This is a genomic window from Pseudomonas sp. E6002, assembly GCF_013385565.1.
GTDB lineage: Bacteria > Pseudomonadota > Gammaproteobacteria > Pseudomonadales > Pseudomonadaceae > Aquipseudomonas.
Genome location: NZ_JACAPT010000006.1, coordinates 31,187 through 56,936 on the forward strand (window position 1 = coordinate 31,187; position 25,750 = coordinate 56,936).

The 25,750-nt window shown below is 61.7% G+C and carries 24 protein-coding genes; 10 read left to right on the forward strand and 14 right to left on the reverse strand.

What is annotated here, in order from left to right; genetic code table 11:
* Positions 1–110: 110 nt before the first annotated feature.
* The 7 genes from xerD to ffh all read right to left on the reverse strand — a co-directional run bounded on the left by xerD (position 111) and on the right by ffh (position 5,212).
* Entirely contained in the window at positions 111–1,007 is an 897-nt protein-coding gene (xerD, locus tag HX815_RS05130) for a site-specific tyrosine recombinase XerD (RefSeq protein ID WP_003209584.1), read from the reverse strand.
* Between the two features lie 136 nt (positions 1,008–1,143).
* On the reverse strand, positions 1,144–1,557 hold the full coding sequence (locus HX815_RS05135) for an acyl-CoA thioesterase (protein WP_016977715.1): 414 nt from the start codon (positions 1,555–1,557) through the stop codon (positions 1,144–1,146).
* 84 nt (positions 1,558–1,641) lie between these two features.
* A complete protein-coding gene (gene rplS / locus HX815_RS05140) occupies positions 1,642–1,992 on the reverse strand; it encodes a 50S ribosomal protein L19 (protein WP_003175895.1) in 351 nt (116 codons plus the stop codon).
* A gap of 45 nt (positions 1,993–2,037) precedes the next feature.
* Positions 2,038–2,748: a tRNA (guanosine(37)-N1)-methyltransferase TrmD gene (gene trmD / locus HX815_RS05145; protein WP_236260845.1), complete on the reverse strand. Its 711-nt coding sequence runs from the start codon at positions 2,746–2,748 to the stop codon at positions 2,038–2,040.
* Between the two features lie 43 nt (positions 2,749–2,791).
* On the reverse strand, positions 2,792–3,328 hold the full coding sequence (rimM, locus tag HX815_RS05150) for a ribosome maturation factor RimM (RefSeq protein ID WP_003175898.1): 537 nt from the start codon (positions 3,326–3,328) through the stop codon (positions 2,792–2,794).
* A gap of 5 nt (positions 3,329–3,333) precedes the next feature.
* Entirely contained in the window at positions 3,334–3,585 is a 252-nt protein-coding gene (rpsP, locus tag HX815_RS05155; RefSeq protein WP_003209587.1) for a 30S ribosomal protein S16, read from the reverse strand.
* 250 nt (positions 3,586–3,835) lie between these two features.
* Positions 3,836–5,212, reverse strand: a complete 1,377-nt coding sequence (ffh, locus tag HX815_RS05160; protein WP_003209589.1) for a signal recognition particle protein — start codon at positions 5,210–5,212, stop codon at positions 3,836–3,838.
* A gap of 234 nt (positions 5,213–5,446) precedes the next feature.
* Between ffh and HX815_RS05165 the strand changes: the two genes are divergently transcribed.
* The 3 genes from HX815_RS05165 (at position 5,447) to HX815_RS05175 (ending at position 9,042) form a co-directional block, all read left to right on the forward strand.
* On the forward strand, positions 5,447–6,259 hold the full coding sequence (locus HX815_RS05165; RefSeq protein WP_010176828.1) for an inner membrane protein YpjD: 813 nt from the start codon (positions 5,447–5,449) through the stop codon (positions 6,257–6,259).
* A gap of 12 nt (positions 6,260–6,271) precedes the next feature.
* Entirely contained in the window at positions 6,272–7,510 is a 1,239-nt protein-coding gene (locus HX815_RS05170) for a transporter associated domain-containing protein (protein ID WP_177027901.1), read from the forward strand.
* A 221-nt stretch (positions 7,511–7,731) separates the two neighbouring features.
* Positions 7,732–9,042 carry an MFS transporter gene (locus HX815_RS05175; protein ID WP_003209595.1) on the forward strand — a complete coding sequence of 437 codons (1,311 nt, stop codon included), beginning with the start codon at positions 7,732–7,734 and terminating at the stop codon, positions 9,040–9,042.
* A 126-nt stretch (positions 9,043–9,168) separates the two neighbouring features.
* Here the strand turns inward: HX815_RS05175 and purT are convergent, their stop codons facing one another.
* The 5 genes from purT to HX815_RS05200 all read right to left on the reverse strand — a co-directional run bounded on the left by purT (position 9,169) and on the right by HX815_RS05200 (position 12,430).
* Positions 9,169–10,350: a formate-dependent phosphoribosylglycinamide formyltransferase gene (gene purT / locus HX815_RS05180; protein WP_023659130.1), complete on the reverse strand. Its 1,182-nt coding sequence runs from the start codon at positions 10,348–10,350 to the stop codon at positions 9,169–9,171.
* A 69-nt stretch (positions 10,351–10,419) separates the two neighbouring features.
* The gene (locus HX815_RS05185; RefSeq protein ID WP_003209599.1) at positions 10,420–10,887 is read right to left on the reverse strand and encodes a hypothetical protein; all 468 of its coding nucleotides are present in this window, start codon (positions 10,885–10,887) and stop codon (positions 10,420–10,422) included.
* A 164-nt stretch (positions 10,888–11,051) separates the two neighbouring features.
* Positions 11,052–11,267, reverse strand: a complete 216-nt coding sequence (locus HX815_RS05190; RefSeq protein ID WP_087695119.1) for a DUF1289 domain-containing protein — start codon at positions 11,265–11,267, stop codon at positions 11,052–11,054.
* On the reverse strand, positions 11,264–11,788 hold the full coding sequence (locus tag HX815_RS05195; protein ID WP_008438249.1) for a gamma carbonic anhydrase family protein: 525 nt from the start codon (positions 11,786–11,788) through the stop codon (positions 11,264–11,266). Before HX815_RS05195 ends, HX815_RS05190 begins: the two co-directional genes overlap by 4 nt.
* Before the next feature lie 39 nt (positions 11,789–11,827).
* Positions 11,828–12,430 carry a CoA pyrophosphatase gene (locus HX815_RS05200; protein WP_003209605.1) on the reverse strand — a complete coding sequence of 201 codons (603 nt, stop codon included), beginning with the start codon at positions 12,428–12,430 and terminating at the stop codon, positions 11,828–11,830.
* A gap of 146 nt (positions 12,431–12,576) precedes the next feature.
* On the opposite strand from HX815_RS05200, the gene HX815_RS05205 reads away from it, so the two are divergent.
* From HX815_RS05205 to nagE, 7 genes are all read left to right on the forward strand, one after another.
* Positions 12,577–13,125, forward strand: coding sequence for an NUDIX hydrolase (locus tag HX815_RS05205; RefSeq protein ID WP_003209606.1), 549 nt, complete (start codon positions 12,577–12,579; stop codon positions 13,123–13,125).
* 42 nt (positions 13,126–13,167) lie between these two features.
* Positions 13,168–13,671: a murein L,D-transpeptidase family protein gene (locus tag HX815_RS05210; RefSeq protein ID WP_003209608.1), complete on the forward strand. Its 504-nt coding sequence runs from the start codon at positions 13,168–13,170 to the stop codon at positions 13,669–13,671.
* A 263-nt stretch (positions 13,672–13,934) separates the two neighbouring features.
* Complete coding sequence (locus HX815_RS05215; RefSeq protein WP_003209609.1) at positions 13,935–14,693, forward strand: GntR family transcriptional regulator; 759 nt, start codon at positions 13,935–13,937, stop codon at positions 14,691–14,693.
* A gap of 10 nt (positions 14,694–14,703) precedes the next feature.
* Positions 14,704–15,810 carry an N-acetylglucosamine-6-phosphate deacetylase gene (gene nagA / locus HX815_RS05220; protein WP_087695120.1) on the forward strand — a complete coding sequence of 369 codons (1,107 nt, stop codon included), beginning with the start codon at positions 14,704–14,706 and terminating at the stop codon, positions 15,808–15,810.
* On the forward strand, positions 15,791–16,813 hold the full coding sequence (locus HX815_RS05225; RefSeq protein ID WP_023659131.1) for an SIS domain-containing protein: 1,023 nt from the start codon (positions 15,791–15,793) through the stop codon (positions 16,811–16,813). The genes nagA and HX815_RS05225 overlap by 20 nt, the downstream gene beginning before the upstream one ends.
* 36 nt (positions 16,814–16,849) lie before the next feature.
* Positions 16,850–19,357: a phosphoenolpyruvate--protein phosphotransferase gene (gene ptsP / locus HX815_RS05230; protein ID WP_177027902.1), complete on the forward strand. Its 2,508-nt coding sequence runs from the start codon at positions 16,850–16,852 to the stop codon at positions 19,355–19,357.
* A 74-nt stretch (positions 19,358–19,431) separates the two neighbouring features.
* Positions 19,432–21,090 (forward strand): N-acetylglucosamine-specific PTS transporter subunit IIBC, encoded by a 1,659-nt coding sequence (nagE, locus tag HX815_RS05235; protein ID WP_218168906.1) that lies wholly within the window; start codon positions 19,432–19,434, stop codon positions 21,088–21,090.
* Positions 21,091–21,269: 179 nt separating this feature from the next.
* Here nagE and HX815_RS05240 read toward each other — a convergent pair whose 3' ends face one another.
* Both HX815_RS05240 and purL read right to left on the reverse strand, forming a co-directional pair.
* Entirely contained in the window at positions 21,270–21,581 is a 312-nt protein-coding gene (locus HX815_RS05240) for an NGG1p interacting factor NIF3 (protein ID WP_177027904.1), read from the reverse strand.
* A gap of 4 nt (positions 21,582–21,585) precedes the next feature.
* Complete coding sequence (gene purL, locus HX815_RS05245; RefSeq protein WP_008438262.1) at positions 21,586–25,482, reverse strand: phosphoribosylformylglycinamidine synthase; 3,897 nt, start codon at positions 25,480–25,482, stop codon at positions 21,586–21,588.
* Between the last annotated feature and the right edge of the window lie 268 nt (positions 25,483–25,750).

Consider the following 25,750-nt stretch of genomic DNA (forward strand, 5'->3'; position numbering starts at 1 on the left):
ATCTTCAAACACGGGTTTGGGCCGTCCCCTTTGCGAACCGGCAAAGCCTACCACAGTTGGGCCGCAGGGCAGCCAGTCGCGGGGAAATTGGGCTTTTTCCGAAGTGTTTTTCATCCACGGGGATGGTGCTTGGCGTGCATCTCCTGCAAACGTGCCCGCGCCACGTGGGTGTAGATCTGGGTGGTGGATAAGTCGCTGTGGCCCAGGAGCATTTGAACCACGCGCAAATCCGCGCCGTGGTTGAGCAAATGCGTGGCGAACGCGTGGCGCAGGGTGTGGGGCGACAGCGACTTGCCGATGCCGGCAACCTTGGCTTGGTGCTTGATGCGATGCCAGAAGGTCTGGCGGGTCATCTGTTCGCCGCGCTGGCTGGGAAACAGTACATCGCTGGGCCGACCGTTGAGCAACTCGGCTCGGGCGTCGCGCATGTAGCGTTCGATCCACACGATCGCCTCTTCACCCATGGGCACCAGGCGCTCCTTGCTGCCCTTGCCCATTACGCGCAATACGCCCTGGCGCAGGTTGACCTGTTCCAGGGTCAGGCTGATCAGCTCGGTGACCCGCAGGCCGCAGGCATACAGCACTTCCAGCATGGCGCGGTCGCGCTGGCCGATGGCTTCGCTCAGGTCGGGGGCTGCGAGCAGGGCTTCGACGTCGGCTTCCGACAGGGATTTGGGCAGTGGCCGGCCCAACTGTGGCATGTCGATTTGCAGGGTTGGGTCGACAGCGATCAGCTTTTCCCGCAGCAGGTAGCGATAGAAGCCACGCACGCCTGAGAGAAAACGCGCAGTAGAGCGAGGCTTGTAGTTTTGCTCCAGGCGCCAGGCCAGGTGGTCGAGAATCAGCTCGCGACCAGCGTCGAGCAGCTCGAGGTTTTTCTCCTGCAGCCAGCCATTGAACAACGCGAGGTCGCTGCGGTAAGCCTGGCGGGTGTTGTCCGACAGGCCTTTTTCCAGCCAGAGGGCGTCGAGGAAGCGGTCTATCTGGGGGTGGTCGATGGCGGACATGAGGGCTCAAGCAGGGAAAATGGCGATGTCGGGTAGATCCTATCGCAGCACGGGCCGCTACACATCAATGAAAGCGGGCAAATAATCTGTGGCAAGGGAGCTTGCTCCCTTGCCACAAAAGCGACTCGATCCAGGATCAGTCGGCAAACCCTGGCAGCACGGGCACCGGTCGTTTGTCAGCATCAATCGCGACAAAACTGAACACACCCTGGATGGCCTTTTCTCGTCCGTCAGCGCTCATGCTTTCGACAAACACTTCCACCTCGACCTTGAGGCTGGTGTTGCCCACCTTGATCACCCGTCCGATCAATTCAACGATGGAGCCCGCCGGTATCGCGTGATTGAAATCGATACGGTCGGTGGAGACCGTTACAAGCGGCAAGCGGCAGAAACGCGTAGCCGTAATGAACGACACTTCGTCCATCCATGCCAGTGCGGTGCCGCCGAACAGCGTGTTGTGATGGTTGGTAGTCGGTGGAAAAACGGCTTTGGTCACATGGGTAACGGAGAGGTCAGTACGACGCTGAATTTCTTCGAGGCGAGTAGTCATGAATAAGTACCGGGGAAATAGACAAATTTCAGGCAACAAAAAAGCAGCCCGTAGGCTGCTTTTTTCTGCATCGGGAAGCTGGACTTAAGCCAGTTTTTCCTTGATGCGAGCTGCTTTACCGGACAGGTCACGCAGGTAGTACAGCTTGGCTTTACGTACGTCACCGCGACGTTTAACGGCCATGCTGTCGATTTGCGGGCTGTAGGTCTGGAAAGTACGCTCTACGCCAACACCGTTGGAGATTTTACGAACAGTGAAAGCACTGTTCACACCACGGTTACGCTTGGCAATTACCACGCCTTCGAACGCTTGCAGACGCGAACGGTCGCCTTCCTTCACTTTCACCTGAACGACAATGGTGTCGCCCGGGGCAAAGGTAGGGATCTCTTTGGTCATCTGCTCTGCTTCGAGTGCAAGGATGATTTTGTTAGTCATGCTGTGCTCCTAAGGTAAGTCGTCGGACCTACCATCGATACGTTGTTAACTATCGTCCCGCCCGAGGATGTATTCCTCGAGCAGCTTCTTCTCTTCTCCAGAAAGCGAGCGGCTTTCCAGAAGATCGGCGCGTCGTTCATAGGTCCGCCCGAGGGACTGCTGTAAACGCCAACGCCGGATGTGTGCGTGATTGCCACTTAGCAATACGTCGGGAACACGCTGATCCGCATACACCTCCGGTCGGGTGTAGTGCGGGCAATCCAGCAAACCATCCGTGAAGGAATCTTCCTCCGCGGAGTCCGCATGCCCTAAAGCTCCAGGCAGCAGTCGTGTAACCGCATCTATCAGGACCATCGCCGGCAGCTCGCCGCCAGACAGGACATAGTCCCCAATCGACCACTCTTCATCGACATGAGCATCAATAAACCGCTCGTCAATGCCTTCATAGCGACCGGCAATCAGGATTAATGCTTCCAGATTCGCCAACTCGCGTACCGCCGACTGATTCAGCTGACGGCCTTGAGGGGACAGGTAAATTACCTTCGCCTTCTCCCCGGCGGCTGCCTTGGCCTGAACCAACGCATCTTCCAGGGGCTTGATCTTCATCACCATGCCCGGGCCACCGCCAAATGGGCGATCGTCCACAGTGTGATGTCGATCCGTCGTGTAGTCTCGCGGGTTCCAACAGGTGAGCTGCAAGAGCCCCTGTTTCACCGCCCGACTGGTGATGCCGTACTCGCTGATGGCGGAAAACATCTCGGGAAACAAACTGATCACTTCAACGCGCAGGTTAGCCACGTTAGAAGTCCGCGTCCCATTCCACCTTCATCTCGCCCGCTGCCAGGTCGACGGCCAACACGCATTGCTCGGTATAGGGCAACAGGCGTTCGCGATCATCCAGGCTGCCAGCGCAAGGCTTGACCACCATTACATCATTGGCGCCGGTTTCCAGAAGATGATCGATTTTCCCGAGCAATTGCCCGAGTTGATCAATGACCTTCAGACCTTCCAGCTGGTACCAGTAGTACTCGCCGTCGGTCAATTCAGGGAACAGGTTGCGCGGCACGCAGATCTCATAACCGGCCAGAAGACGAGCTTCTTCACGATCATCAAGACCCTTGAGCTTTGCGACCAGGAACTTGTCGCTCCCGCGTCCACTGACCAGCTCTACCTGTTTCACACTACCTTCGCGCTTGAGCGTCCAGGTCTTGTACTGCAACAGGTTTTCAGTCGGATCAGTAAAGGAATACACCTTCACTTCGCCGCGAACGCCATGAACAGAATAAATCTTGCCGATAACGATCAAATCATCAGCTACCGCTGGCGTCGCGTTCATATTGCTCAGGCCGCAGCCTTAGATGCATCCTTCAACAACTGAGCAACGCGCTCAGAAGGTTGTGCACCAACGCTCAGCCAGTAGGCTACGCGCTCTTGGTTCACGGACAGACGGACTTCTTGACCACGAGCGATCGGGTTGAAGAAGCCAACTTGTTCCTTGTGAGAGCCGTCACGTGGGTTGCGGCTGTCAGTTACGGTCAAGTGGTAAAACGGGCGCTTTTTGGAGCCGCCAAGGGCAAGACGGATTGTTAGCATGTGAACATCGTTCCTGTAGTCGGTGCTGCAAATCTAAATGCACAGCGGGCATAGGTGCCCGAAAGGCCGCATATTCTAAGGAATATCCGGACTTTTGCAAATGTCTTTTTCTGGCGCCTATCAGCGTGCCATTCAGATCTGCTATAGAGCCGTCGGTTAAAACGGCAAGTCAGCTCCCGCCAATGGCGGGTTTGCTGGAGATCCCGCATCCCTGCGGGTCGGAGCAGAAGCGAACTTCTGCTCGAATTCTTTACATTTTTGGCATGCCGCCGCCGGGCAACATACCGCCCATGCCGCGCATCATCTTGGCCATCCCGCCTTTTGCGGAGAATTTCTTCATCATCTTCTGCATCTGCTTGTGCTGCTTGATCAAGCGACCGATGTCCTGCACCTGGGTACCGGAACCCATGGCGATCCGACGTTTGCGCGAACCGCTGATCAGCTCAGGGTCGCGGCGCTCGGCCGGGGTCATGGAATTGATGATGGCTTCCATCTGCTTGAATTGCTTCTCTGCCGCGCCCTGGGCATTGCCCATTTGCGCCAGGTTCACGCCGCCGATGTTCGGCAGCTTGTCCATCAGGCCGCCGAGGCCGCCCATGTTCTTCATCTGTTGCAGCTGGTCGCGGAAGTCTTCGAGGTCGAAGCCCTTGCCCTTCTTCAGCTTTTTAGCCAGCTTGTCGGCCTTGTCCTTGTCGAGGGTCGCTTCCGCTTGCTCGATCAGGCTGAGCACGTCGCCCATGCCGAGGATACGCGAGGCGATACGCTCAGGGTGGAACGGCTCGAGCGCTTCGCTCTTCTCGCCCATACCGATGAACTTGATCGGCTTGCCGGTAATGGCGCGTACCGACAAGGCGGCACCGCCACGGGCATCGCCGTCGACCTTGGTCAGGATCACACCGGTCAGCGGCAGTGCATCACCAAAGGCCTTGGCGGTATTGGCCGCATCCTGGCCGGTCATGGCGTCGACCACGAACAGGGTTTCTACCGGGTTGATCGCGGCATGCAGCGCCTTGATCTCGCCCATCATCTCTTCGTCGATGTGCAGGCGACCGGCGGTATCGACGATGACCACGTCGATGAATTTCAGCTTGGCTTCTTTAATAGCCGCCTGGGCGATATCGACCGGCTTCTGGCTCAGGTCGGACGGGAAGAAGGTCACGCCCACTTCGCCCGCAAGCATTTCCAGCTGTTTAATAGCCGCCGGACGGTAAACGTCGGCAGACACCACCATCACCGACTTCTTCTTGCGCTCTTTAAGGAAGCGCGCCAGTTTGCCGGCGGTGGTGGTCTTGCCCGCACCTTGCAGACCGGCCATCAGCACAACGGCTGGCGGCACGGCGCTGAGGTTCAAATCTTCGTTGGCCGCGCCCATCAGGCTTTCGAGTTCGGCCTGGACGATCTTCACAAAGGCCTGGCCCGGCGTCAGGCTGCGGGACACTTCGGTGCCGACCGCGCGCTCTTTGACCGAGTTGACGAAGTCCTTCACCACCGGCAAGGCGACGTCGGCTTCCAGCAACGCCATGCGCACTTCACGCAGGGTGTCTTTAATATTGTCCTCGGTCAGCTTGGCCTTGCCGGTGACATGGCGCAGCGTCTGCGAGAGACGGTCAGTCAGATTTTCAAACATGCGCGATCCTTTCAGGCCCTATTCATCGAAATGCATTGTTAGACCGAGGTAATGGCGGCCCAGGCTGTGGTAAATCGCTATTAAAAACAGCGCTCGGCGAGCCTGCGGCGTGGGCAGGTCGCGGATTATAGCGAAGACTGTCGCCATGCACACCCGCTGTCTGGCCTGAGAGTCTTTCGTGTTACGCAGGTGTATGCCAAACTCAGCGCCTTTCGGGCCTGCTTAACAGGATTTATGCTCCCTTTGTCACCCAGTTTGCTACCCAGCCTCGCCGCCGCCATCTTGTATGCCGCTGCGACCCTCTATCAGGGCACTCGTCTGGCCCAAGGCGCCAAGGCCGACAAACGCCTGCTGGTAGGCCTTGGCGTCCTCGCCCTGCTGGCTCACGCCGCCAGCCTGTTCACGCACTTGATGACGCCGGTCGGCCTGGGCCTGGATTTCTTCAGCGCTGCCAGCCTGATTGCCGCCGCGGTGATCGCGCTGACCCTGATGGCCTGCTACCGGATCCCGGTGGAGAACCTGCTGGTGCTGTTGTTCCCGCTCGGGATGCTGACGGTGCTGCTGGCGCAATTCACACCGACCGGCACCGTGCAGGTCATTGATGAAGAGCCGGGCATCCTCGCCCACATCCTGCTGTCGATCCTCGCCTACGGCATGTTCACCATCGCGGTGTTCCAGGCCTTGCTGCTGCTGTTGCAAGACCACCAGCTCAAGCACAAGCACCCGTCGGGGCTGATCAAGAACTTCCCGCCACTGCAAACCATGGAAAGCCTGCTGTTCGGCTTCCTCTGGGCCGGCTGGACGCTGCTGTCGCTGTCGCTGATCTCCGGCTGGCTGTTCGTCGAGAACCTGTTTGCCCAGCACCTTGTGCATAAAACCCTGCTGGCGTGCCTGGCCTGGGTGGTGTTCAGCGTGCTGCTGTGGGGCCGCAACCGTCTCGGCTGGCGCGGGCACAAGGCGATCCGCTGGACCCTGGCCGGTTTCTGCCTGCTGATGCTGGCCTATTTCGGCAGCAAGCTGGTTCGCGAATACATCCTGCATATCTGACGGGCAGCCGACATGGACAACTTGCCCTTGGGGCCGATGCTTGCGGTAGTAGCCTTGCTGGTTTTATGGTCGGCGCTGTTTACCGCCATCGAAGCCGCCCAGCAACATTTGCTGGCCCTGCGCCCCGGCACCCGCCAGGGTGACAAAGCCGCCGCCCGCCTGAACTTCCCGCGCAACAGCCTGATCCTCTGCAACACCCTGTGCCGCGCCGTGGTGGTGATTCTCTGCACCCTGCTGGCGATCTACGCCTGGGCGCAAAACGGCCCGTGGCTCGGCTGGGTGATCTCCAGCGCGGTGCTGCTGGTGCTGGCCGACTATCTGCCGCGTGCCCTGGCCACTCGCCACCCGCAAACCATCCTTGGCTTCGGCAATACCTTGCTGAGCGTGCCGCTGAAAATCCTTTATCCGCTGGCCTGGCTGCTCAACGGTGTCAGCCTGTTGCTGCTGCGCCCGTTCACCCGCAAGCCCGGGCTGGTCAAGAAGAGCGACGAGCCGCAGCCGGACCAGGACGACGAGCCGGAAGCCGAAATCCCCAACACCCGCGCGCCGGGCATGCCGGGCATCCACGCCCTGGACAACATCACCGTCAACGACATCCTGGTGCCCCGCAGCGAAGTGGACGGCATCAACCTGGATGACCCGGTAGAGGAAATCATCGAGCAACTGCGGGTTTCCACGCGCACCCGGCTGCCGGTGTTTCACAGCGACATCAACCAGGTCGAGGCGGTGCTCAACACCCGGCAGATCCGCCACCTGCTGCCGGACGCCAGCCTGACCAAGGAAGCCCTGCTGGCCGCCTGCCACGAGCCCTACTTCGTCCCGGAAAGTACACCGCTGCAACTGCAATTGCTGAACTTCCACAAGCAACAGCGCCGCCTGGGCATGGTGGTGGATGAATACGGCGAAGTGCTGGGCATTGTGACCCTGGAAGACATTCTTGAAGAAATCGTCGGTGAGTTCGAAAACGAGCAGCACCTCGACAACCCGCACATCCAGCCCCAACTGGATGGCCGCTACGTGATCGACGGCGCCGCCTCGATCCGTGACTTGAACAAAACCCTCGGCTGGCACCTGCCCAGCGACGGCCCCAAGACCCTCAACGGCCTGGTGACCGAAGCGCTGGAGACCATCCCGGACTGCGCCGTGTGCCTGAAAATCGGCCGTTATCGCCTGGAAATCCTCGAGACCGAGGACAACCGCGTCGCCAAGGTACTGATCTGGCACACCAGCACGGTGCCGGTCGCCGCTTAAGCCCCTTGTTGGATCCGCAAACCCCTTCCTATAATCGGGCGGCTTACCCAAGCCCCGCCCGACCGCGTGCTACCCGCACTGAGCGCGTCCAGGCACCGCTTTACCGTGTCTGACCGGTGTTTGCTCCCATCCCGAGCCGCCCCGCGCACAACCCTGATCCATGGGTGTTCGACCAATAATAATCCGCGTCCAAACGCGCAATGACCGCCAGGGATACCTCAATGAGCACCACCTATAACGAGACGGCGACCGCCGCCCCGACCAACTCGACGGCCCGGGTCGCCACCGCGAGCATCATCGGCACCGCCATCGAGTTCTACGACTTCTATATCTACGCAACTGCCGCCGCGCTGGTGATCGGCCCGGTGTTCTTCCCGCAAACCTCCGGCACGGCGCAGATGCTCGCCTCGTTCCTGACCTTCGGTATCGCGTTTATCGCGCGGCCACTGGGCTCGGCGCTGTTCGGCCACTTTGGTGACCGGATTGGCCGCAAGTCGACACTGGTGGCTTCCCTGCTGCTGATGGGCGTGTGCACCACGCTGATCGGCTTGCTGCCCGGTTATGACAGCATCGGGGCCTGGGCACCGATCCTGCTCTGCGTACTGCGCTTCGGCCAGGGCCTCGGGCTTGGCGGCGAATGGGGCGGCGCGGCGTTGCTGGCCACCGAGAACGCCCCGAAGGGCAAACGCGCCTGGTTCGGCATGTTCCCGCAACTGGGCCCGTCGATTGGCTTTCTGGCGGCCAACGGGCTGTTCCTGATCCTGGCCATGAGCCTGAGCGACGAACAGTTCCGCAGCTGGGGCTGGCGCATTCCGTTCATTCTCAGCGCGGCGCTGGTAATGGTGGGGCTGTATGCGCGGCTCAAACTGCATGAAACGCCGGTGTTCGCGAACGCCGTGGCCAAGGAAGCGCCGGTGAAGGTGCCGCTGGTGGAACTGTTCAGCCAGCATTGGCTGCCGGTCCTGCTGGGTGCGGCCTCGATGGTGGTGTGTTATGCGCTGTTCTATATCACCACCGCGTTTTCCCTGAGCTACGGCGTGTCTACGCTGGGCTACAGCCGTGAAACGTTCCTGGGTTTGCTGTGCTTCGCAGTGCTGTTCATGGGCGCGGCAACGCCGCTGGCGGCGTGGGCCAGCGACCGTTACGGGCGTAAGCCGGTGCTGATTGTCGGTGCGATCCTGACCATCCTTTCCGGCTTCACCATGGAGCCGTTGCTGACCCACGGTTCAACCTGGGCCGTGGCACTGTTCCTGGCGCTGGAGCTGTTCCTGATGGGCGTGACGTTTGCCCCGATGGGCGCGATGTTGCCGGAACTGTTCCCGACCCGCGTGCGTTATACCGGTGCTTCGGCGGCGTATAACCTGGGTGGGATCGTGGGTGCGTCGGCGGCACCGTTCTTCGCGACCAAGCTGGTGGCGATGGGCGGTTTGAGTTATGTCGGCGGGTATGTGTCGGCGGCAGCGGTGATCAGCTTGATTGCTGTGTTGTGCCTGAAAGAGACGCGCAATAACGATTTGAACAAGGTCGCCTAATGATGATCATTCCCACGCTCTGCGTGGGAATGCATCCGGTGACGCTCTGCGTCACGCCCTTAAGAGCGGACGCGGAGCGTCCAGCGCGGCATTCCCACGCGGAGCGTGGGAACGATCGGCGGGGGGTTACAGCTCGACAACAACCGCTTTCGAAGCACGGGTCGCTTTAGCCCGCGCTGCCTCAATCGACTCATCCCGCGCCAGCGCCACGCCCATACGGCGCTGGCCATTTACTTCCGGCTTGCCGAACAGACGCAACGCCGTATCCGGCTCGCTCAAGGCTGCACCCAGGTTGGAAAACGCCGTCTGGGTCGACTTGCCTTCCACCAGGATCACCGCCGAAGCCGAAGGCCCGAACTGACGGATCAACGGGATCGGCAGGCCGAGAATTGCCCGCGCATGCAGGGCGAACTGCGACAAGTCCTGGGAAATCAGGGTCACCAGGCCAGTGTCATGGGGGCGCGGCGATACTTCGCTGAACCACACCTGATCGCCTTTGATAAACAGCTCGACGCCAAACAGACCACGACCACCCAACGCTTCGGTTACCGCCTTGGCAACGCGCTCGGACTCCGCCAGTGCAATCGGGCTCATGGCCTGTGGCTGCCAGGATTCCTGATAGTCGCCCTTCTCCTGACGGTGACCGACAGGCGCGCAGAAGGTAGTGCCGCCAATGTGGCGCACGGTCAGCAGGGTGATCTCGTAGTCGAAGTCGATAAAGCCTTCGATGATCACGCGGCCCTTGCCGGCACGCCCGCCCTCCTGGGCGTAATCCCAGGCTTTCTGCACGTCATCGGCGCTGCGCAGCAAGCTCTGGCCCTTGCCCGACGAACTCATTACCGGCTTGACCACACACGGGAAGCCCAGGTCGGTGACGGCCTTGCTGTAGTCCTCGAAGGTGTCGGCGAAGTGGTACGGCGAGGTCGGCAGGTCCAGCTCTTCGGCGGCCAGGCGACGGATGCCTTCGCGGTTCATGGTCAGCAACGTCGCGCGGGCGGTCGGGATCACGGTGAAGCCTTCGGCTTCCAGCTCCACGAGGGTGGCGGTGGCGATCGCTTCGATTTCCGGCACGATGAAGTGCGGCTTTTCGGCTTCGATCACGGCACGCAGGGCGGCGCCATCGAGCATGTTGATCACATGGCTGCGGTGGGCAACCTGCATGGCCGGCGCGTTGGCGTAGCGATCCACGGCAATCACTTCAACGCCCAGGCGTTGCAGTTCGATTACCACTTCCTTGCCCAGCTCACCGCAGCCACACAGCATTACGCGGGTCGCGGTTGGCGACAATGGAGTTCCGATTCGGGTCATCTCAGGTCCTCAGGGGAGCGGATCGTGGGGAGAAAGGCCGGCATTTTACATGAACTGTAAGGATTGGCTTCAGTTGGCGACGCGCTGCCGGCGCAAACGCCAGGCCATGGCCAGCCACACCACGGTAACGCCGGCGAATTTCGACACCAGGGCAGTGCCGGCGACCGCGGGCGTCAAGGCGCCGATCAGGCCGAAAAAGATGAAGGTATCGAGGGGGATACTCAGCGCCGAACTTATCCACAGGCGGTCGTGGAGTGGGCGCTTGGTGATGCTGAACACCAGCCAGTCAATGCATTCGGACACCGCGAACGCCGTGGCGCTGGCCAGGGCGATGGACGGATCGGAGGTGATATAGGACAGCACCAGCGCCGCCAGCATGGCGATGATCGCGCCATGGCCGAAACGGGTTTGCACCATGTCCCGCAGGACAAATACCAGGCCGCCCCAGGCAGACCAGATCACATCCAGGTGCGGAGCGGTGGAAAAGGCAAAGTTGATCAGCACGACGCTGCTGATGTAGGCAATCAGGAAGAACATGGGGCGAGGGACCTGTGAACAAGGGGCACAGGGTACTTCACATTTGGAAATATGTCGTCTGGGCGGGCCCTTTCGCGAGCAAGCCCGCTCCCACATTTTGAACGCATTCCTCCAAGATAAACGCAATCAAATGTGGGAGCGGGCTTGCTCGCGAAAGCGGTCTATCAGGCGCCGGACTTCCCCGGAATCATCCACACCAGCCCACTCGCCTTCGCCCGCTCATGGCACAACCCCAGCACTACCCGGCGCTCGGCGTTGTCCATGCGACTCCAGCGGGTGATTTCATCCACCGTGCGCTGGCATCCCGTGCAGATATCATCGTCATCCAGCGCACAAATGCTCACGCACGGCGAGGCGACGGGTCGTTCTACCGGGTTCATTCTTCCTGCTCAACCAGATCACGGGCATACCGCTGGGCATTATGCACATAGTGCGCAGCGCTGGCCTCGAGCATTTTCTTCTGCACGTCGGTCAGTTCCCGCACCACCTTGCCCGGCGAGCCCATCACCAACGAACCATCGGGAATTTCCTTGCCCTCGCCGATCAGCGAATTGGCGCCGATGATGCAGTGCTTGCCGATCTTCGCCCCGTTAAGAATCACCGCATTGATGCCAATCAGGCTGTAATCGTCGACGGTGCAGCCATGCAACATGGCGTTATGGCCGATGGTCACGCCGGTGCCGAGGGTCAGCGGGTAACCCATGTCGGTGTGCATCACGCTGCCGTCCTGCACGTTGCTGTTCTTGCCGATCAGGATCAGCTCGTTGTCGCCGCGCAACACCGCGTTGAACCAGACGTTGGCGCCCTCCTCCAGCTTGACCTTGCCCACCAGCGTGGCATTGGGGGCCACCCAGCTGTTGGGATGGGTTTCGACTCGGGCGTCGCCCAGGCGGTATTTCATAGGTGGATCCTCACGGCAGGAACGATGGCCATCTGGCTCTTAGGTATTGATGAAGCTTTTCGGCGGTCGATGCAGGCTGATGTCGGCATCGTCATAGAGCAGATTGATCAGCTCGACGATCATGATCGCCGTCAGGCCCCAGATCTTGTATTCGCCAAACCGGTAACTGGGCACGTACCAACTGCGGCCCTGGTAATCGATACGGTGGGTATGTTCGCGCGGGTCCTGGCGAAAAAACTCCAGGGGCACGCTGAAAACCGCGGCGATCTCGGCGTCATTGGCCAGGTATTCGACGTAATCGGGGATAACGCCTACATAAGGCGTGACACGGATACCGTGCAGGGAAATCAGCGGGCTCAACGGCCCGATGACTTCCACCAGGCCCGGCGGCAGGCCGATCTCTTCTTCGGCTTCGCGCAGCGCGGTGAAGATCAGGTCCGGGTCTTCCGGGTCGCGCCGCCCGCCAGGGAATGCCACTTCGCCGCCATGGGTGGATAACCCGCTGGCGCGCAAGGTCAGGATCAGCTCGGGTTCGTCACTGCGGGTGATCGGCACCAGTACCGCCGCTTCCGGGAAACGACCGTCGGTCTCCAGCGTGTGGGGCGTATGATTGCTTACCCGGCGAAGTAGCTCGTCCAGCATGAGTCATCTCGGTCTGTTGGCTACCTTGCATCATGCACCAAACCTTGCGCACGCCCAACCCCAAAACCCTGGCCATGTCGCTAAACGACGACTTGCAGCCCATACCCGGTCACGCCAAGATAGGCGCACTCTCCAGGAACCCCAGCATGAACTTCTGCAGCCAGTGCGGTAAACCGGTCACTCAGCGCATTCCCGAAGGCGACGCACGCTTGCGTTATGTCTGCGATCACTGTCAGACCATTCACTACCAGAACCCCAATATCGTCGCGGGCACCGTACCGGTGTGGGGCGACCAGGTGCTGCTGTGCCGGCGCGCCATCGAGCCGCGCCTGGGTTTCTGGACCTTGCCCGCCGGCTTTATGGAGAACGGCGAGACCGTCGAGCAGGCCGCGATGCGCGAAACCCTGGAAGAAGCCTGCGCCCGGGTGCGCAACCTGAGCATCTACACCCTGATCGACGTGCCGCACATCAGCCAGGTGCACATCTTCTACCGGGCCGAACTGATCGACCTGGATTTTGCCGCCGGCCCCGAAAGCCTTGAAGTGCGCTTATTCGATGAAGCCGACATCCCTTGGTCCGAGCTGGCTTTCCGCACGGTCGGGCGTACCTTAGAATGCTTTTTTGCTGACCGCCGGCAACAGTCGTATCCGGTGCGCAGCGAATCGGTGCCGCCGCTGACCCAGTTGGCCAAATAACAATCCAGGCGGCACGTAGTCTTTTCAGGGGATACCGTTTCAATGCGTTGGTTGCTTGCTCTGATCTGCCTGTCGTTTGCCACGCTGTCGCCAGCCTCCACCCAAGTGATCCTGGGGGGCAAACCCGTCGAGAAAATCCTGGTGCTCAAGTCGGCCCATCAGTTGCAACTGATTAATGACGGCAAGCCCCTCAGGACCTACCGCATTTCCCTGGGCAAGAACCCCAAGGGCACCAAGCTGATGGAAGGCGACCGCCGCACCCCGGAAGGTTTCTACTGGATCGACTGGCGCAAGACCAGCGACCGCTTCAACCTGGCCATGCACATCTCCTACCCCAATATCAGCGATTCCGCGCGCGCCCGCCGCGAAGGGGTCAAGCCCGGCAGCATGATCATGATCCACGGCACCCCCGACGCCGAGGACTACCCCGAAGAGCTGTTCCACACCCTGGACTGGACCGACGGCTGCATCGGCATGCGCAATGTCGACATGCGCGAAGTCTGGAACCTGGTGAAAGACGGCACGATGATCGAGATTCGTCCGTAATTTCCTGCCGCTCGTAAAATAATTCGAAAAAAAATCCCGCCCCACACGGCGCTTGCCGGTGAATACCAGTTCACCCCGGCAAGCTGCGTGCTTCTGCCCGACACAAAGACCTCTCTAATACCACTTGAACTGGCGCACTATTAAGGCGCCCGTAAACGCTCGCCTGCACCGTTTTCGCTGCATTGACATGGTATTTAAGTGGTATTAGCTTGCGATCACTACCGGGCGACAACACTCCAATAACCGCATCGGAAACCGACACGATGAACCCCATCCTGGCCCTGCGCCCCGACGATAAACAATCGACGCCGCTGTACCTGCAACTGGCCCGCAACCTCGAAGCCGCGATTCATGCCGGCCAGTGGAAATCCGAGCAGGCTTTGCCGTCGGAACGTGCCCTCAGCGAGCAACTGAGCATTTCCCGGGTGACCGCCCGCAAGGCGCTGGAAGTGCTGTTCGAACAAGGTCTGATCCGTCGCAGCCAAGGCTCCGGAACCTTCATCACGCCACGCCTGGAACAACCGCTGTCGCGCCTCTCGGGCTTCAGCGAAATGCTCCGGCTCAAGGGCTTTGTGCCGACGTCCCAGTGGCTGGAGCGCGACATCACCCCGCCGACCCATGAAGAATTGATTCGCCTGGGCCTGTCACCCAGCGACAAAGTCGCGCGGCTCAAGCGTTTGCGTAAGGCCGACGACACGGTGATGGCGATTGAAATGACCGCCATGCCCGCCTCCGTCCTCCCCCACCCGCAGGCCATCGGCAATTCGCTGTACGAATACCTGGAAAGCATCGGCAAGCCCATCGTGCGCGCCCTGCAACACATCCAGGCGATCAACGCCTCGGACGAGTTCGCAGCCCTGGTGGGCATCGCCCCTGGCACCGCCATGCTGCTGATGACCCGGGTGGGCTACACCGCCGACAACACCCCGATTGAAATCACCGACACCTACTGCCGCAACGACTACTACGACTTCGTCGCAGAACTGCGCCGCCACGACTATTCCGCTGAACTGCGAATTTAGAGAACTGCCCATGTCCGAAGACAATATCCTCACGCCACACGGCTGGATTCGCGGCCGCCTGGTGCACCAGCACGGCAAGGTCACTGCCGTAGAAGGCAGCCCGTGCAACCCGGCTGACAACGACCTGCCGTACCTGCTGCCAGGCTTTATCGACCTGCACGTGCACGGCGGTGGCGGCAAAGACATCATGGAAGGCACCGACGCCTTCCACACCATCACCCGCACCCACGTGCGGTTTGGCACCACCTCGCTGCTGGCCACCACCATGACCGCGCCGGTGGATGAGATTTCCCGCGTGCTCGGCGAAATCGGCACCTATTGCGAAAGCCGCCCGACCGGCACCGCTCGTGTCCTGGGCGTGCACCTGGAAGGCCCCTACATCAATCCGGGAAAACTCGGCGCACAACCGAACTTCGCCCACACCGCCTTGATGGCCGAAGTCGAAGAATACCTGCGCCTGGCGCCGATCCGGGTGATCACCATTGCTCCGGAAATCGCCGGCCATGACGGCCTGATCCGCGCCCTCAGCGAACGTGGCGTGCGCATGCAGATCGGCCACACCCTGGGCAGCTATGAAGAAGGTGTCGCCGCCCTCGCCGCCGGGGCCACCAGCTTTACCCACTTGTACAACGCCATGAGCCCGCTGCATCACCGCGAGCCCGGCATCGTCGGCGCGGCCCTGGCCCACGCCAAATACGCCGAGTTGATTCCCGACCTGCTGCACGTGCACCCCGGTGCCATGCGCGTGGCGCTGCGCTCGATCCCGTGCCTGTACTGCGTCACCGATTCCACCGCCGCTGCCGGCATGCCCGACGGCGAATACAAGCTGGGCAGCCACACCGTGACCAAGTGCCTGGGCGGCGTCCGCCTGGCCGATGGAACGCTGGCCGGCAGCACCCTGACCATGGACCAGGCGTTGCGCAACCTGGTGAAGATCGGCCTGCCGATCAGCGAAGCCTCACAACGCCTGTCGCAATTTCCTGCGGACTACCTGGGCCTCGAAGAACGCGGTCGCCTGCAACCCGGCAGCTTTGCCGACTGCGTGCGCCTGGACCGCTCCCTGCACCTCACCGACGTAATGGTCGAAGGAGAAACCATTGACTTCAAAAATGCTTGAAGAGGCCCTGGCCTCCTGTGAGGCCGTCGAGGCTCAACTGCAACGCCTGGACCCGCTGCTGGTGGAAGTCGCCGGCCGCCTGCGTCGCCAGCCACCGCAAGTGGCGATGACCATCGCCCGTGGCAGCTCGGACCACGCCGCCAGTTACTTCGCCTACCTGACCATGCAACACCTGGGGATTCCGGTGGCGTCGCTGCCGATGTCGGTGGTGACCATGCTGCAATCGCCGCTCAAGGTCAGCGGGCAAGTGGCGTTCGGTTTCTCCCAGTCGGGACAGAGCCCGGACCTGGTCAACAGCCTGCGCCTGTTGCGCAAGCGCGGCGCCTTGAGCATCTCGATGGTCAACGCCGAAGACTCGCCACTGGAAGCCGCCTGCGAATTCCATGTGCCGCTGTGCGCCGGGCCGGAACGCAGCGTCGCCGCCACCAAAAGCTTTATCGCGACCCTGAGCGCCAGCGCCCAGCTGATCGGCCACTGGAATCAGGAAGACGAGTTGCTGCAAGCCTGTAAGGCACTGCCCGAAGGTTTGCGTGAAGCCGCCAGGCAAGACTGGAGCCTGGCCATCGACGCCCTGCGCGACTGCCAGCAACTGATGGTGATCGGCCGTGGCGCCGGTTTTGCCATTGCCCAGGAAGCCGCGCTCAAGCTCAAGGAAACCTCGGCGATCCAGGCCGAAGCCTTCAGCAGCGCCGAAGTGCGCCATGGCCCGATGGCTCTGATCGATGACAACTACCCGCTGCTGGTTTTCGCGCCCCGTGGTGCCGAACAAGCCGGCCTGCTGAGCCTGGCCGCCGATATGCGCCAGCGCGGTGCCCGCGTGCTGCTGGCCGCTCCCGATGACATCGCCGAGCGCGACCTGACTCTGAGCCGCGCCGAACACCCGGCCCTGGACCCGATCCTGGCGATCCAGAGTTTCTACGTGATGGCCGCCGGTTTGGCAGAGGCCCGGGGCATGGACCCGGACCAACCGCGTCACTTGAGCAAAGTGACCCGCACCCACTGAGTTGATTGCAGCGTTTTCCTGATGAGTACCGTGCCCATGTCCCACAATAATAAAGACCTCACCCTCAGCGCTCCCCTCAGTGGGCCGGTGCTGACCCTGGGCGACGTTCCCGACGAAGTGTTCGCCAGTGGCGCCATGGGCGACGGCATTGCCATCGACCCGCTCAACGATTGCCTGCACGCGCCGTGTGATGGCGTGATCATCCACGTCGCCCGCACCGGGCATGCGCTGACCATTCGCGCCGATAATGGCGCTGAATTGCTGATGCACGTGGGCATCGACACGGTGGAATTGAATGGCGAAGGCTTTGCGCTGCTGGTCAAGCAAGGTGCGCGGGTCAGCAAGGGCCAGGCACTGGTGCAGTTTGACCTGGACCTGATTGCGCGCCAGTGCAAAAGCCTGGTCAGCCTGATTATCCTGACCAACAACGAGCTGTTTGAGCTACGGCCGATCACCTTGAAAACAGTGAAGGTCGGCGAGCCGCTGCTGCATGTGGTTGCACGGTTGGCCGGTGCAGCGAAAGTGATTGATGAGTCGGTCACCGAAGCCAGCGCGACTATTCGCATCACCCATCGTGGCGGCCTGCACGCGCGCCCCGCTGCCTTGATCCGCAAGACCGCACAGGCATTCAGCAGCCAGTCGCAGCTGCATTTCGCCGGCAAGTCGGCTTCGTGCGACAGCCTGATCGGCTTGATGGGCCTGGGGATTGGTGAGCAGGACGAGGTGCAGGTCACCTGTCGTGGCAAGGATTGTGAAGCGGCGCTGCAAGCACTGATCGCTGCGCTGTCGGTGGAAGTTGGCGAAGCGCATCACGCTCCAGTGGCCGTCGCCCCACGCCGCGCGAATACCGAAGCCGGAGTACTGCAAGGCGTGTGTGCCGCGCCGGGGTTGGTCTGCGGCCCGTTGTTCCGCCTGAACGGAATCGAGCTGCCGGTGGACCCGGGCAACAACGTGCCGGATGAACAATTGCAGCACCTGGACAGCGCCCTGGAACAGGTGCGTAGCGAAATCCGCCACACCCTGGACCAGGCCCGTCAGCGCAAGGATGTGGAGGAAGAAGAGATCTTCGCCGCCCACCTGGCCCTGCTGGAAGACCCTACGTTGCTGGAGGCCGCCACCGCCGCCATCGAACAGGGCAGCGCCGCCACTCACGCCTGGCGTGATGCGATCCAGGCCCAATGCGCGGTGCTGCTGGCACTGGGTAAACCGTTGTTCGCCGAACGCGCCAACGACCTGCGCGACTTGCAGCAACGCGTGCTGCGGGCGTTGCTGGGCGAGGCCTGGAATTTTGATTTGCCGGCCGGCGCTATCGTCTCGGCCCATGAGCTGACCCCATCGGATCTGCTGCAACTGAGCAATCAACACGCCGCCGGTATCTGCATGGCCGAAGGCGGCGCGACGTCTCATGTGGCGATTCTGGCGCGGGGTAAAGGCTTGCCGTGCGTGGTTGCACTGGGCACTGAATTGCTTGATGTGCCCCAAGGCCAACGCGTGGTGCTGGATGCCGCCAACGGCCGCCTGGAGCTGACGCCGGATGATGCGCGCCACGCCCAGGTTCACCAGTTGCGCGATGCACAGAAACTGCGGCGCCAACAGCAGCACGCGCAGGCTCAAGGCACCGCCAGCACTCAGGATGGCGTGCGTATTGAAGTGGCCGCGAATGTCGCCTCCAGCGTCGAAGCGCAACTGGCCTTCGAGAATGGCGCCGATGGCGTCGGCCTGCTGCGCACAGAATTTCTCTTCGTCGACCGCCGCACCGCGCCCGACGAGCAAGAGCAGCGCCAGGCCTACCAAGCCGTGCTGGATGCCATGGGCGACAAATCAGTGATCATCCGCACCATCGACGTCGGCGGCGACAAGCAACTCGACTACCTGCCGCTGCCGTTCGAGACCAACCCGGTGCTGGGCCTGCGGGGCATTCGCATGGCCCAGGTACGCCCGGAACTGCTGGACCAGCAACTGCGTGCCCTTCTCCAGGTCAGCCCGCTGGAACGTTGCCGCATCCTGCTGCCAATGGTCAGCGAAGTCGACGAACTGCTGCACATTCGCCAGCGCCTCGATGAACTGTGCGCCGAGCTGGAACTGACCCAACGCCCGGAACTGGGGGTGATGATCGAAGTGCCCGCGGCGGCGCTGATGGCCGAACAACTGGCCGAGCACGCGGACTTTCTGTCCATCGGCACCAATGACCTGTCCCAGTACACCCTCGCCATGGACCGCGACCACGCCGGCCTCGCCGCCCGGGTCGATGCCATGCACCCGGCGCTGCTGCGGCTGATCGCCCAGACGTGCATCGGCGCAGCCAAGCATGGGCGCTGGGTCGGTGTGTGCGGCGCGCTGGCGTCCGACCCGCTGGCCACGCCGGTGCTGATCGGTCTGGGCATCAGCGAGCTGTCCGTCAGCCCGCCGCAAATCGGAGAAATCAAGGACCGTGTCCGTCACCTGGACGCAGCCCAATGCCGGCAACTGAGCCAAAGCCTGCTTAACCTGAGCAGCGCCAAAGCCGTTCGCCAAGCCTGTCAACACCACTGGCCGCTGAGCTGAAAACAACAAGAATAGGGAGACACGCCGTGTACCAATATTTTATCGAAGGGCTGCAACGCCTGGGCCGTGCGCTGATGCTGCCGATCGCGATTCTGCCGATCGCCGGCCTCCTGCTGCGGCTGGGCGACACTGACCTGCTGAACATCGCGGTGATGCACGACGCCGGGCAGGCGATCTTCGCCAACCTGGCGCTGATCTTCGCCATCGGCATTGCCGTGGGTTTTGCCCGCGACAACAACGGCACGGCGGGCCTGGCAGGCGCCATCGGTTACCTGGTGATGGTCTCCACCCTCAAGGTGATGGACGCCAGCATCAACATGGGCATGCTCGCGGGCATCGCCAGCGGCTTGATGGCCGGTGCGCTGTATAACCGCTTCAAGGACATCAAGCTGCCGGAGTACCTCGCATTCTTTGGTGGGCGACGGTTTGTGCCGATCGTCACCGGGTTCTCCGCAGTGGCGCTGGGGGTGATCTTTGGTTTGATCTGGCCACCCGTGCAGCAAGGCATCAACAGCTTCGGCGTGCTGCTGATGGAAAGCGGCAGTTTTGGTGCGTTCGTGTTTGGCGTGTTCAACCGCCTGCTGATCGTCACCGGCTTGCACCATATCCTCAACAACATGGCGTGGTTTGTGTTCGGCACCTTCACCGACCCGACGACCGGCGCGGTAGTGACCGGCGACCTGACTCGCTATTTTGCCGGCGACCCGAAAGGTGGGCAGTTCATGACCGGCATGTTCCCGGTAATGCTGTTCGGCCTGCCGGCGGCGTGCCTGGCGATGTACCGCAATGCACTGCCGGAGCGGCGCAAGATCATGGGCGGGATTTTCCTGTCGATGGCGCTGACCTCGTTCCTGACCGGGGTCACCGAGCCGATCGAATTCGCCTTCATGTTCCTCGCGCCGTTCCTGTACCTGGTGCATGCGCTGCTGACCGGGTTGTCGATGGCGATCACCAACATGCTCAACATTCACCTGGGCTTTACCTTCTCCGGTGGGTTTATCGACATGGTGCTGGGTTGGGGTAAATCCACCAACGGCTGGTTGGTATTCCCGGTTGGGCTGGCGTATGCGGTGATCTACTACAGCGTGTTCAACTACTGCATCCGTCGCTTCAATTTGAAGACGCCCGGGCGTGAGGATATTCAGGTGGTGCAGGCTGAGGCCATGACTGATAACCAGCGGGCCGGCGCTTACATTCGCGCGCTGGGTGGTGCGGAGAATCTACTGAGTGTGGGTGCTTGCACGACGCGTCTGCGGCTGGACATGGTGGATCGCAACAAGGCGGTGGATGCCGAGTTGAAGGCGCTGGGTGCGATGGCGGTGGTTCGACCGGGTAATGGCGGGAGTTTGCAGGTGGTGGTCGGGCCGATGGCGGACAGCATTGCCGATGAGATTCGGTTGGCGATGCCTTCGTATGTTGGCGTCACTCCGGTCGCTGCTGCACCGGTTGAGAAGAGCACGCCAGTGAACGTGCATGAGGCCGAGAAATGGCTGAGTGCGCTGGGCGGTCGGGCCAATGTTTTGCAATTGGATGCGGTGGCGATGACGCGGCTGCGGGTGGAGTTGGGGGATGGTTCGGTGTTGTCGGAATCTCAACTGACGGCGCTGGGTTGCCAGGGTGTGAGCCAGCTTGAGAGTGGGGTTTGGCACTTGCTGATTGGTGACAAGGCTTCGGGGTTGGGTGAGGCGTTGGAGCGGTTGGTCAGTGGCCGTGAGGTTGGGGTAAAAGCCTGAATCCTTGCTGAGCATCAGGGCCTCTTCGCGAGCAAGCCCGCTCCCACATTTTGATCGGTGCCCGTCATGGCAACGCGGTCAAATGTGGGAGCGGGCTTGCTCGCGAATGGCCGTGACAGGCAACAAAAAACCCGCTGACCAAACTGGCCCAGCGGGTTTCTTGTTTTGCAGCCAGCGAATCAAAAATCCGCCAACTGCCACACCTCATACGCCGGTGCCTCATACGGATGGCTCAGTTTCAACGCAGCCACCACAGCCACGATCAACTCATCTGCCACCACCAGCTCAACCTTCCATTCTTCAACCACTTCAACCTGCCCCACCTGCCCGATAAACGGCTGGCTGCCGTCCATCGCGCGGAATTGGCCCTGGCCCAGTACCTGCCAGGCGCAGCTGTCGTAGTTGCCGATGCGCCCGCCGCCGGCTGCGAAGACGGCGGCTTTCACCGTCTCCACGTGGCTGTCGGGCACAAAGAAGCTGAGCTTGTACACCGACTTAGTTCACCCAGACGCGAGCGTTACGGAACATGCGCATCCACGCGCCGTCTTCGTTCCACTCTTCCGGGCGCCACGAGTTCTGCACGGCGCGGAACACACGCTCCGGGTGCGGCATCATGATGGTGACGCGACCGTCGCGGCTGGTCAGCCCGGTGATCCCGCGCGGCGAGCCGTTCGGGTTGGCCGGGTAGCCTTCGGTGACCTTGCCGTGGTTGTCGACGAAACGCAGGGCCACGGTACCGGACAGGTCGGCTTCCAGCAGTGCTTCTTCGCTGGCGAACTCGGCATGGCCTTCACCGTGGGCGATGGCGATTGGCATGCGCGAACCGGCCATGCCCTGCAGGAAGATCGAGTTGGATTCCTGTACCTGGACCATCGCAACCCGCGCTTCGAACTGCTCGGAGCGGTTACGCACAAAGTGCGGCCAGAACTCGCTGCCCGGGATCAGTTCGCTGAGGTTGGACATCATCTGGCAACCGTTGCACACACCCAGGGTGAAGCTGTCGTTACGCTCGAAGAAACCCTGGAACGCGTCACGGGCACGGCTGTTGAACAGGGCCGACTTGGCCCAGCCTTCACCGGCACCCAGTACGTCGCCGTAGGAGAAACCACCGCAGGCAACCAGGCCTTTGAACTCATTGAGGTCGACGCGACCGGCGAGGATGTCGCTCATGTGCACGTCGATCGCATTGAAGCCGGCACGGTCGAACGCCGCCGCCATTTCCACCTGGCCGTTGACGCCCTGCTCACGCAGTACGGCCACTTGTGGGCGGATGCCTTTCTTGATGTAAGGCGCGGCGATGTCCTGGTTGACGTCGAAGCTGAGCTTGGTGCTCAGGCCCGGATTGTCTTCTTCCAGGATCACGTCGAATTCCTGCTCGGCGCAGTCGGCGTTGTCGCGCAGGCGCTGGATCTGGTAGCTGGTCTCGGCCCACTGGCGTTGCAGCAAGCGGCGCTGGCCTTCAAACACGGTTTCGCCGTTGAAGACGATGTTGATTTCACCGTTGTTGATCGGCTGGCCAATCACGGCCACGCAGTCGCCCAGGCCAGCGGCGCTGAACTGTGCGAGTACGTCCGGGGTTGCGTCCTGGCGAACCTGGATCACGGCGCCCAGCTCTTCGTTGAACAGGATTGCTGCGATGTCGGCGGAAGTTTCTGCCAGGCCATCGAGGTTCAGGCTCAGGCCGCAGTGACCGGCGAAGGCCATTTCCACGGCGCTGGTCAGCAAACCACCGTCGGAACGGTCGTGGTAAGCCAGCAGGTGGCCGTCGGCGTTCAGGCCCTGGATCACGGCGAAGAAAGCTTTCAGGTCTTCGGCGTCGTCGACGTCCGGGGCCTGCTTGCCGAGCTTGCCGTGCACCTGGGCGAGGATCGAGGCGCCCATGCGGTTCTGACCGCGACCGAGGTCGATCAGGATCAGGTCGGTGGTGCCCTTGTCCATGCGCAGTTGCGGGGTCAGGGTCTGGCGAATGTCGGTGACTGGCGCAAAGCCGGTAACGATCAGCGACAGCGGCGAGGTGACGCTCTTGTCCACGCCTTCATCGTTCCAGCGGGTGGCCATGGACATGGAGTCCTTGCCCACCGGAATGGTGATGCCCAGCTCAGGGCACAGCTCCATGCCGACCGCTTTCACGGTGTCGTACAGGCGCGCATCTTCACCCGGGTGACCGGCAGCGGACATCCAGTTGGCCGACAGCTTGATGTCGGAGATCTTGGCAATACGCGACGCTGCGATGTTGGTCAGGGTTTCGCCGATGGCCATGCGGCCCGATGCCGGGGCGTCCAGCAGCGCCAGCGGAGTGCGTTCGCCCATGGCCATGGCTTCACCGGTGTACACGTCGAAGCTGGTGGCGGTGACGGCAACGTCAGCCACCGGGACCTGCCACGGGCCGACCATTTGATCACGGGCAACCAGACCGGTGATGGTGCGGTCGCCGATGGTGATCAGGAAGCTTTTGCTGGCAACGGCCGGGTGGTGCAGGACGCGCTCCACGCAGTCGGCGATGGCCAGGGTCGACGGGTCGAAATCGTCGCCCAGTTCGTTTTCACGCACGGCCGAACGGTGCATGCGCGGGGCTTTGCCCAGCAGCACTTCCAGCGGCATGTCCACCGGGCTGTTGCCGAAGTGGCTGTCGGTGACCGTCAGTTGCGGCTCGGCAGTGGCTTCGCCGACTACCGCAAACGGGCAGCGCTCGCGCTCGCAAATCGCCTGGAAGCGTTCGAAGTCTGCAGGACCTACCGCCAACACGTAGCGTTCCTGGGATTCGTTGCTCCAGATTTCGTGCGGGGCCATGCCCGGCTCGTCGTTTGGAATGTTGCGCAGTTCAAAACGGCCGCCACGGTCGCCATCGTTGACCAGTTCCGGGAAGGCGTTGGACAAGCCACCTGCGCCGACGTCGTGGATGAAGCTGATGGGGTTCTTGTCACCCAGTTGCCAGCAACGGTCGATGACTTCCTGGCAACGGCGTTCCATCTCAGGGTTTTCACGCTGTACGGAAGCGAAGTCCAGGTCGGCCGAGCTGGTGCCGGTGGCCATGGAGGAAGCGGCGCCGCCACCCAGGCCGATCAGCATCGCCGGGCCACCGAGGACGATCAGCTTGGAGCCGACCAGAATCTCGCCTTTCTGTACGTGTTCGGCGCGGATGTTGCCCATGCCGCCGGCCAACATGATTGGCTTGTGGTAACCGCGCACTTCATCGCCACGCGGGGTGGTGATGGATTGCTCGAAAGTACGGAAGTAACCGGTCAGGGCCGGACGCCCGAATTCGTTGTTGAACGCGGCGCCGCCCAGCGGGCCTTCGATCATGATGTCCAGCGCGGTGACGATGCGCTCAGGCTTGCCGTACGGCACTTCCCACGGCTGTTCGAAGCCCGGGATCTGCAGGTTGGACACGGTGAAGCCGGTGAGGCCGGCCTTTGGCTTGGCGCCACGACCGGTTGCACCTTCGTCGCGAATCTCGCCGCCGGAACCGGTGGCAGCGCCCGGGAACGGGGCAATCGCGGTCGGGTGGTTGTGGGTCTCGACTTTCATCAGGATGTGTACCGGCTCCTGCACCGCGCCGTACTGGCGGGTTTCAGGGTCCGGGAAGAAACGGCCGGCGACAGAGCCGACGATGACCGAGGCGTTGTCCTTATAAGCCGACAGAACGCCTTCGCTGTGCATCACGTAGGTGTTCTTGATCATGCCGAACAGGCTTTTTTCCTGGCTTTGGCCGTCGATGTCCCAACTGGCGTTGAAGATCTTGTGGCGGCAGTGCTCGGAGTTCGCCTGGGCGAACATCATCAGTTCGATGTCGTGCGGGTTGCGCTTCAGGCCGATGAAGGCGTTGACCAGGTAGTCAATTTCGTCTTCGGCCAGGGCCAGGCCCAGCTCGGTGTTGGCGGTTTCCAAGGCGGCACGGCCACCACCGAGCACGTCAATCGCGGTCAGCGGCTTGGGTTCGGCGTGGCTGAACAGACCGGCGGCCTGTTCCAGCTGGCTGACGATGATCTGGGTCATGCGGTCGTGCAGGCTGCTGGCGATCAGCTCGGCCTCGGCCTCGCTGAACTGGCCTGCTACATAGAAGGCAATCCCGCGTTCCAGGCGCTGGATTTTGTCCAGGCCGCAGTTGCGGGCGATGTCGCTGGCCTTGCTCGACCAGGGCGAGATGGTGCCGAACCGTGGCAGGACCAGGAACAAGCGGCCGTTAGGCTCTTGAACAGGAACGCTGGGACCGTACTTCAGAAGGCGCGCCAGCACTTGCTGTTCGTCGGCGGTCAAAACGCCAGTAACGTCGGCGAAGTGAGCAAATTCAGCATACAAGCCACTGACAGAAGGTACCTTCTGGCTCAGTTGCTCAAGGAGTTTGCTGTGGCGAAAGGCAGAAAGGGCAGGAGCGCCGCGCAGGATCAACATCTTCGGGACAGCCTCGGGAAGGGGGTGTGCTTTGAGGCCGTGCATTCTAGCGTAAACCGTCGCCAACGGCACCCGAAACGGCACCAGTGGCCGCAGCCGGACGTCAGTTGGCATAAATCGCACGATATCATATGGCCATACAGGCGATTCCGGGCAGTTATTTTAACCGTCACAATCGGCTGCCAAGCCCCGTTTCTGCGGGCTGCAGCCAAGGTTTACGGGCGCTAGCAGACAAGTGCCCCGCTGTCGAGATATGGCGCCGAGGGTC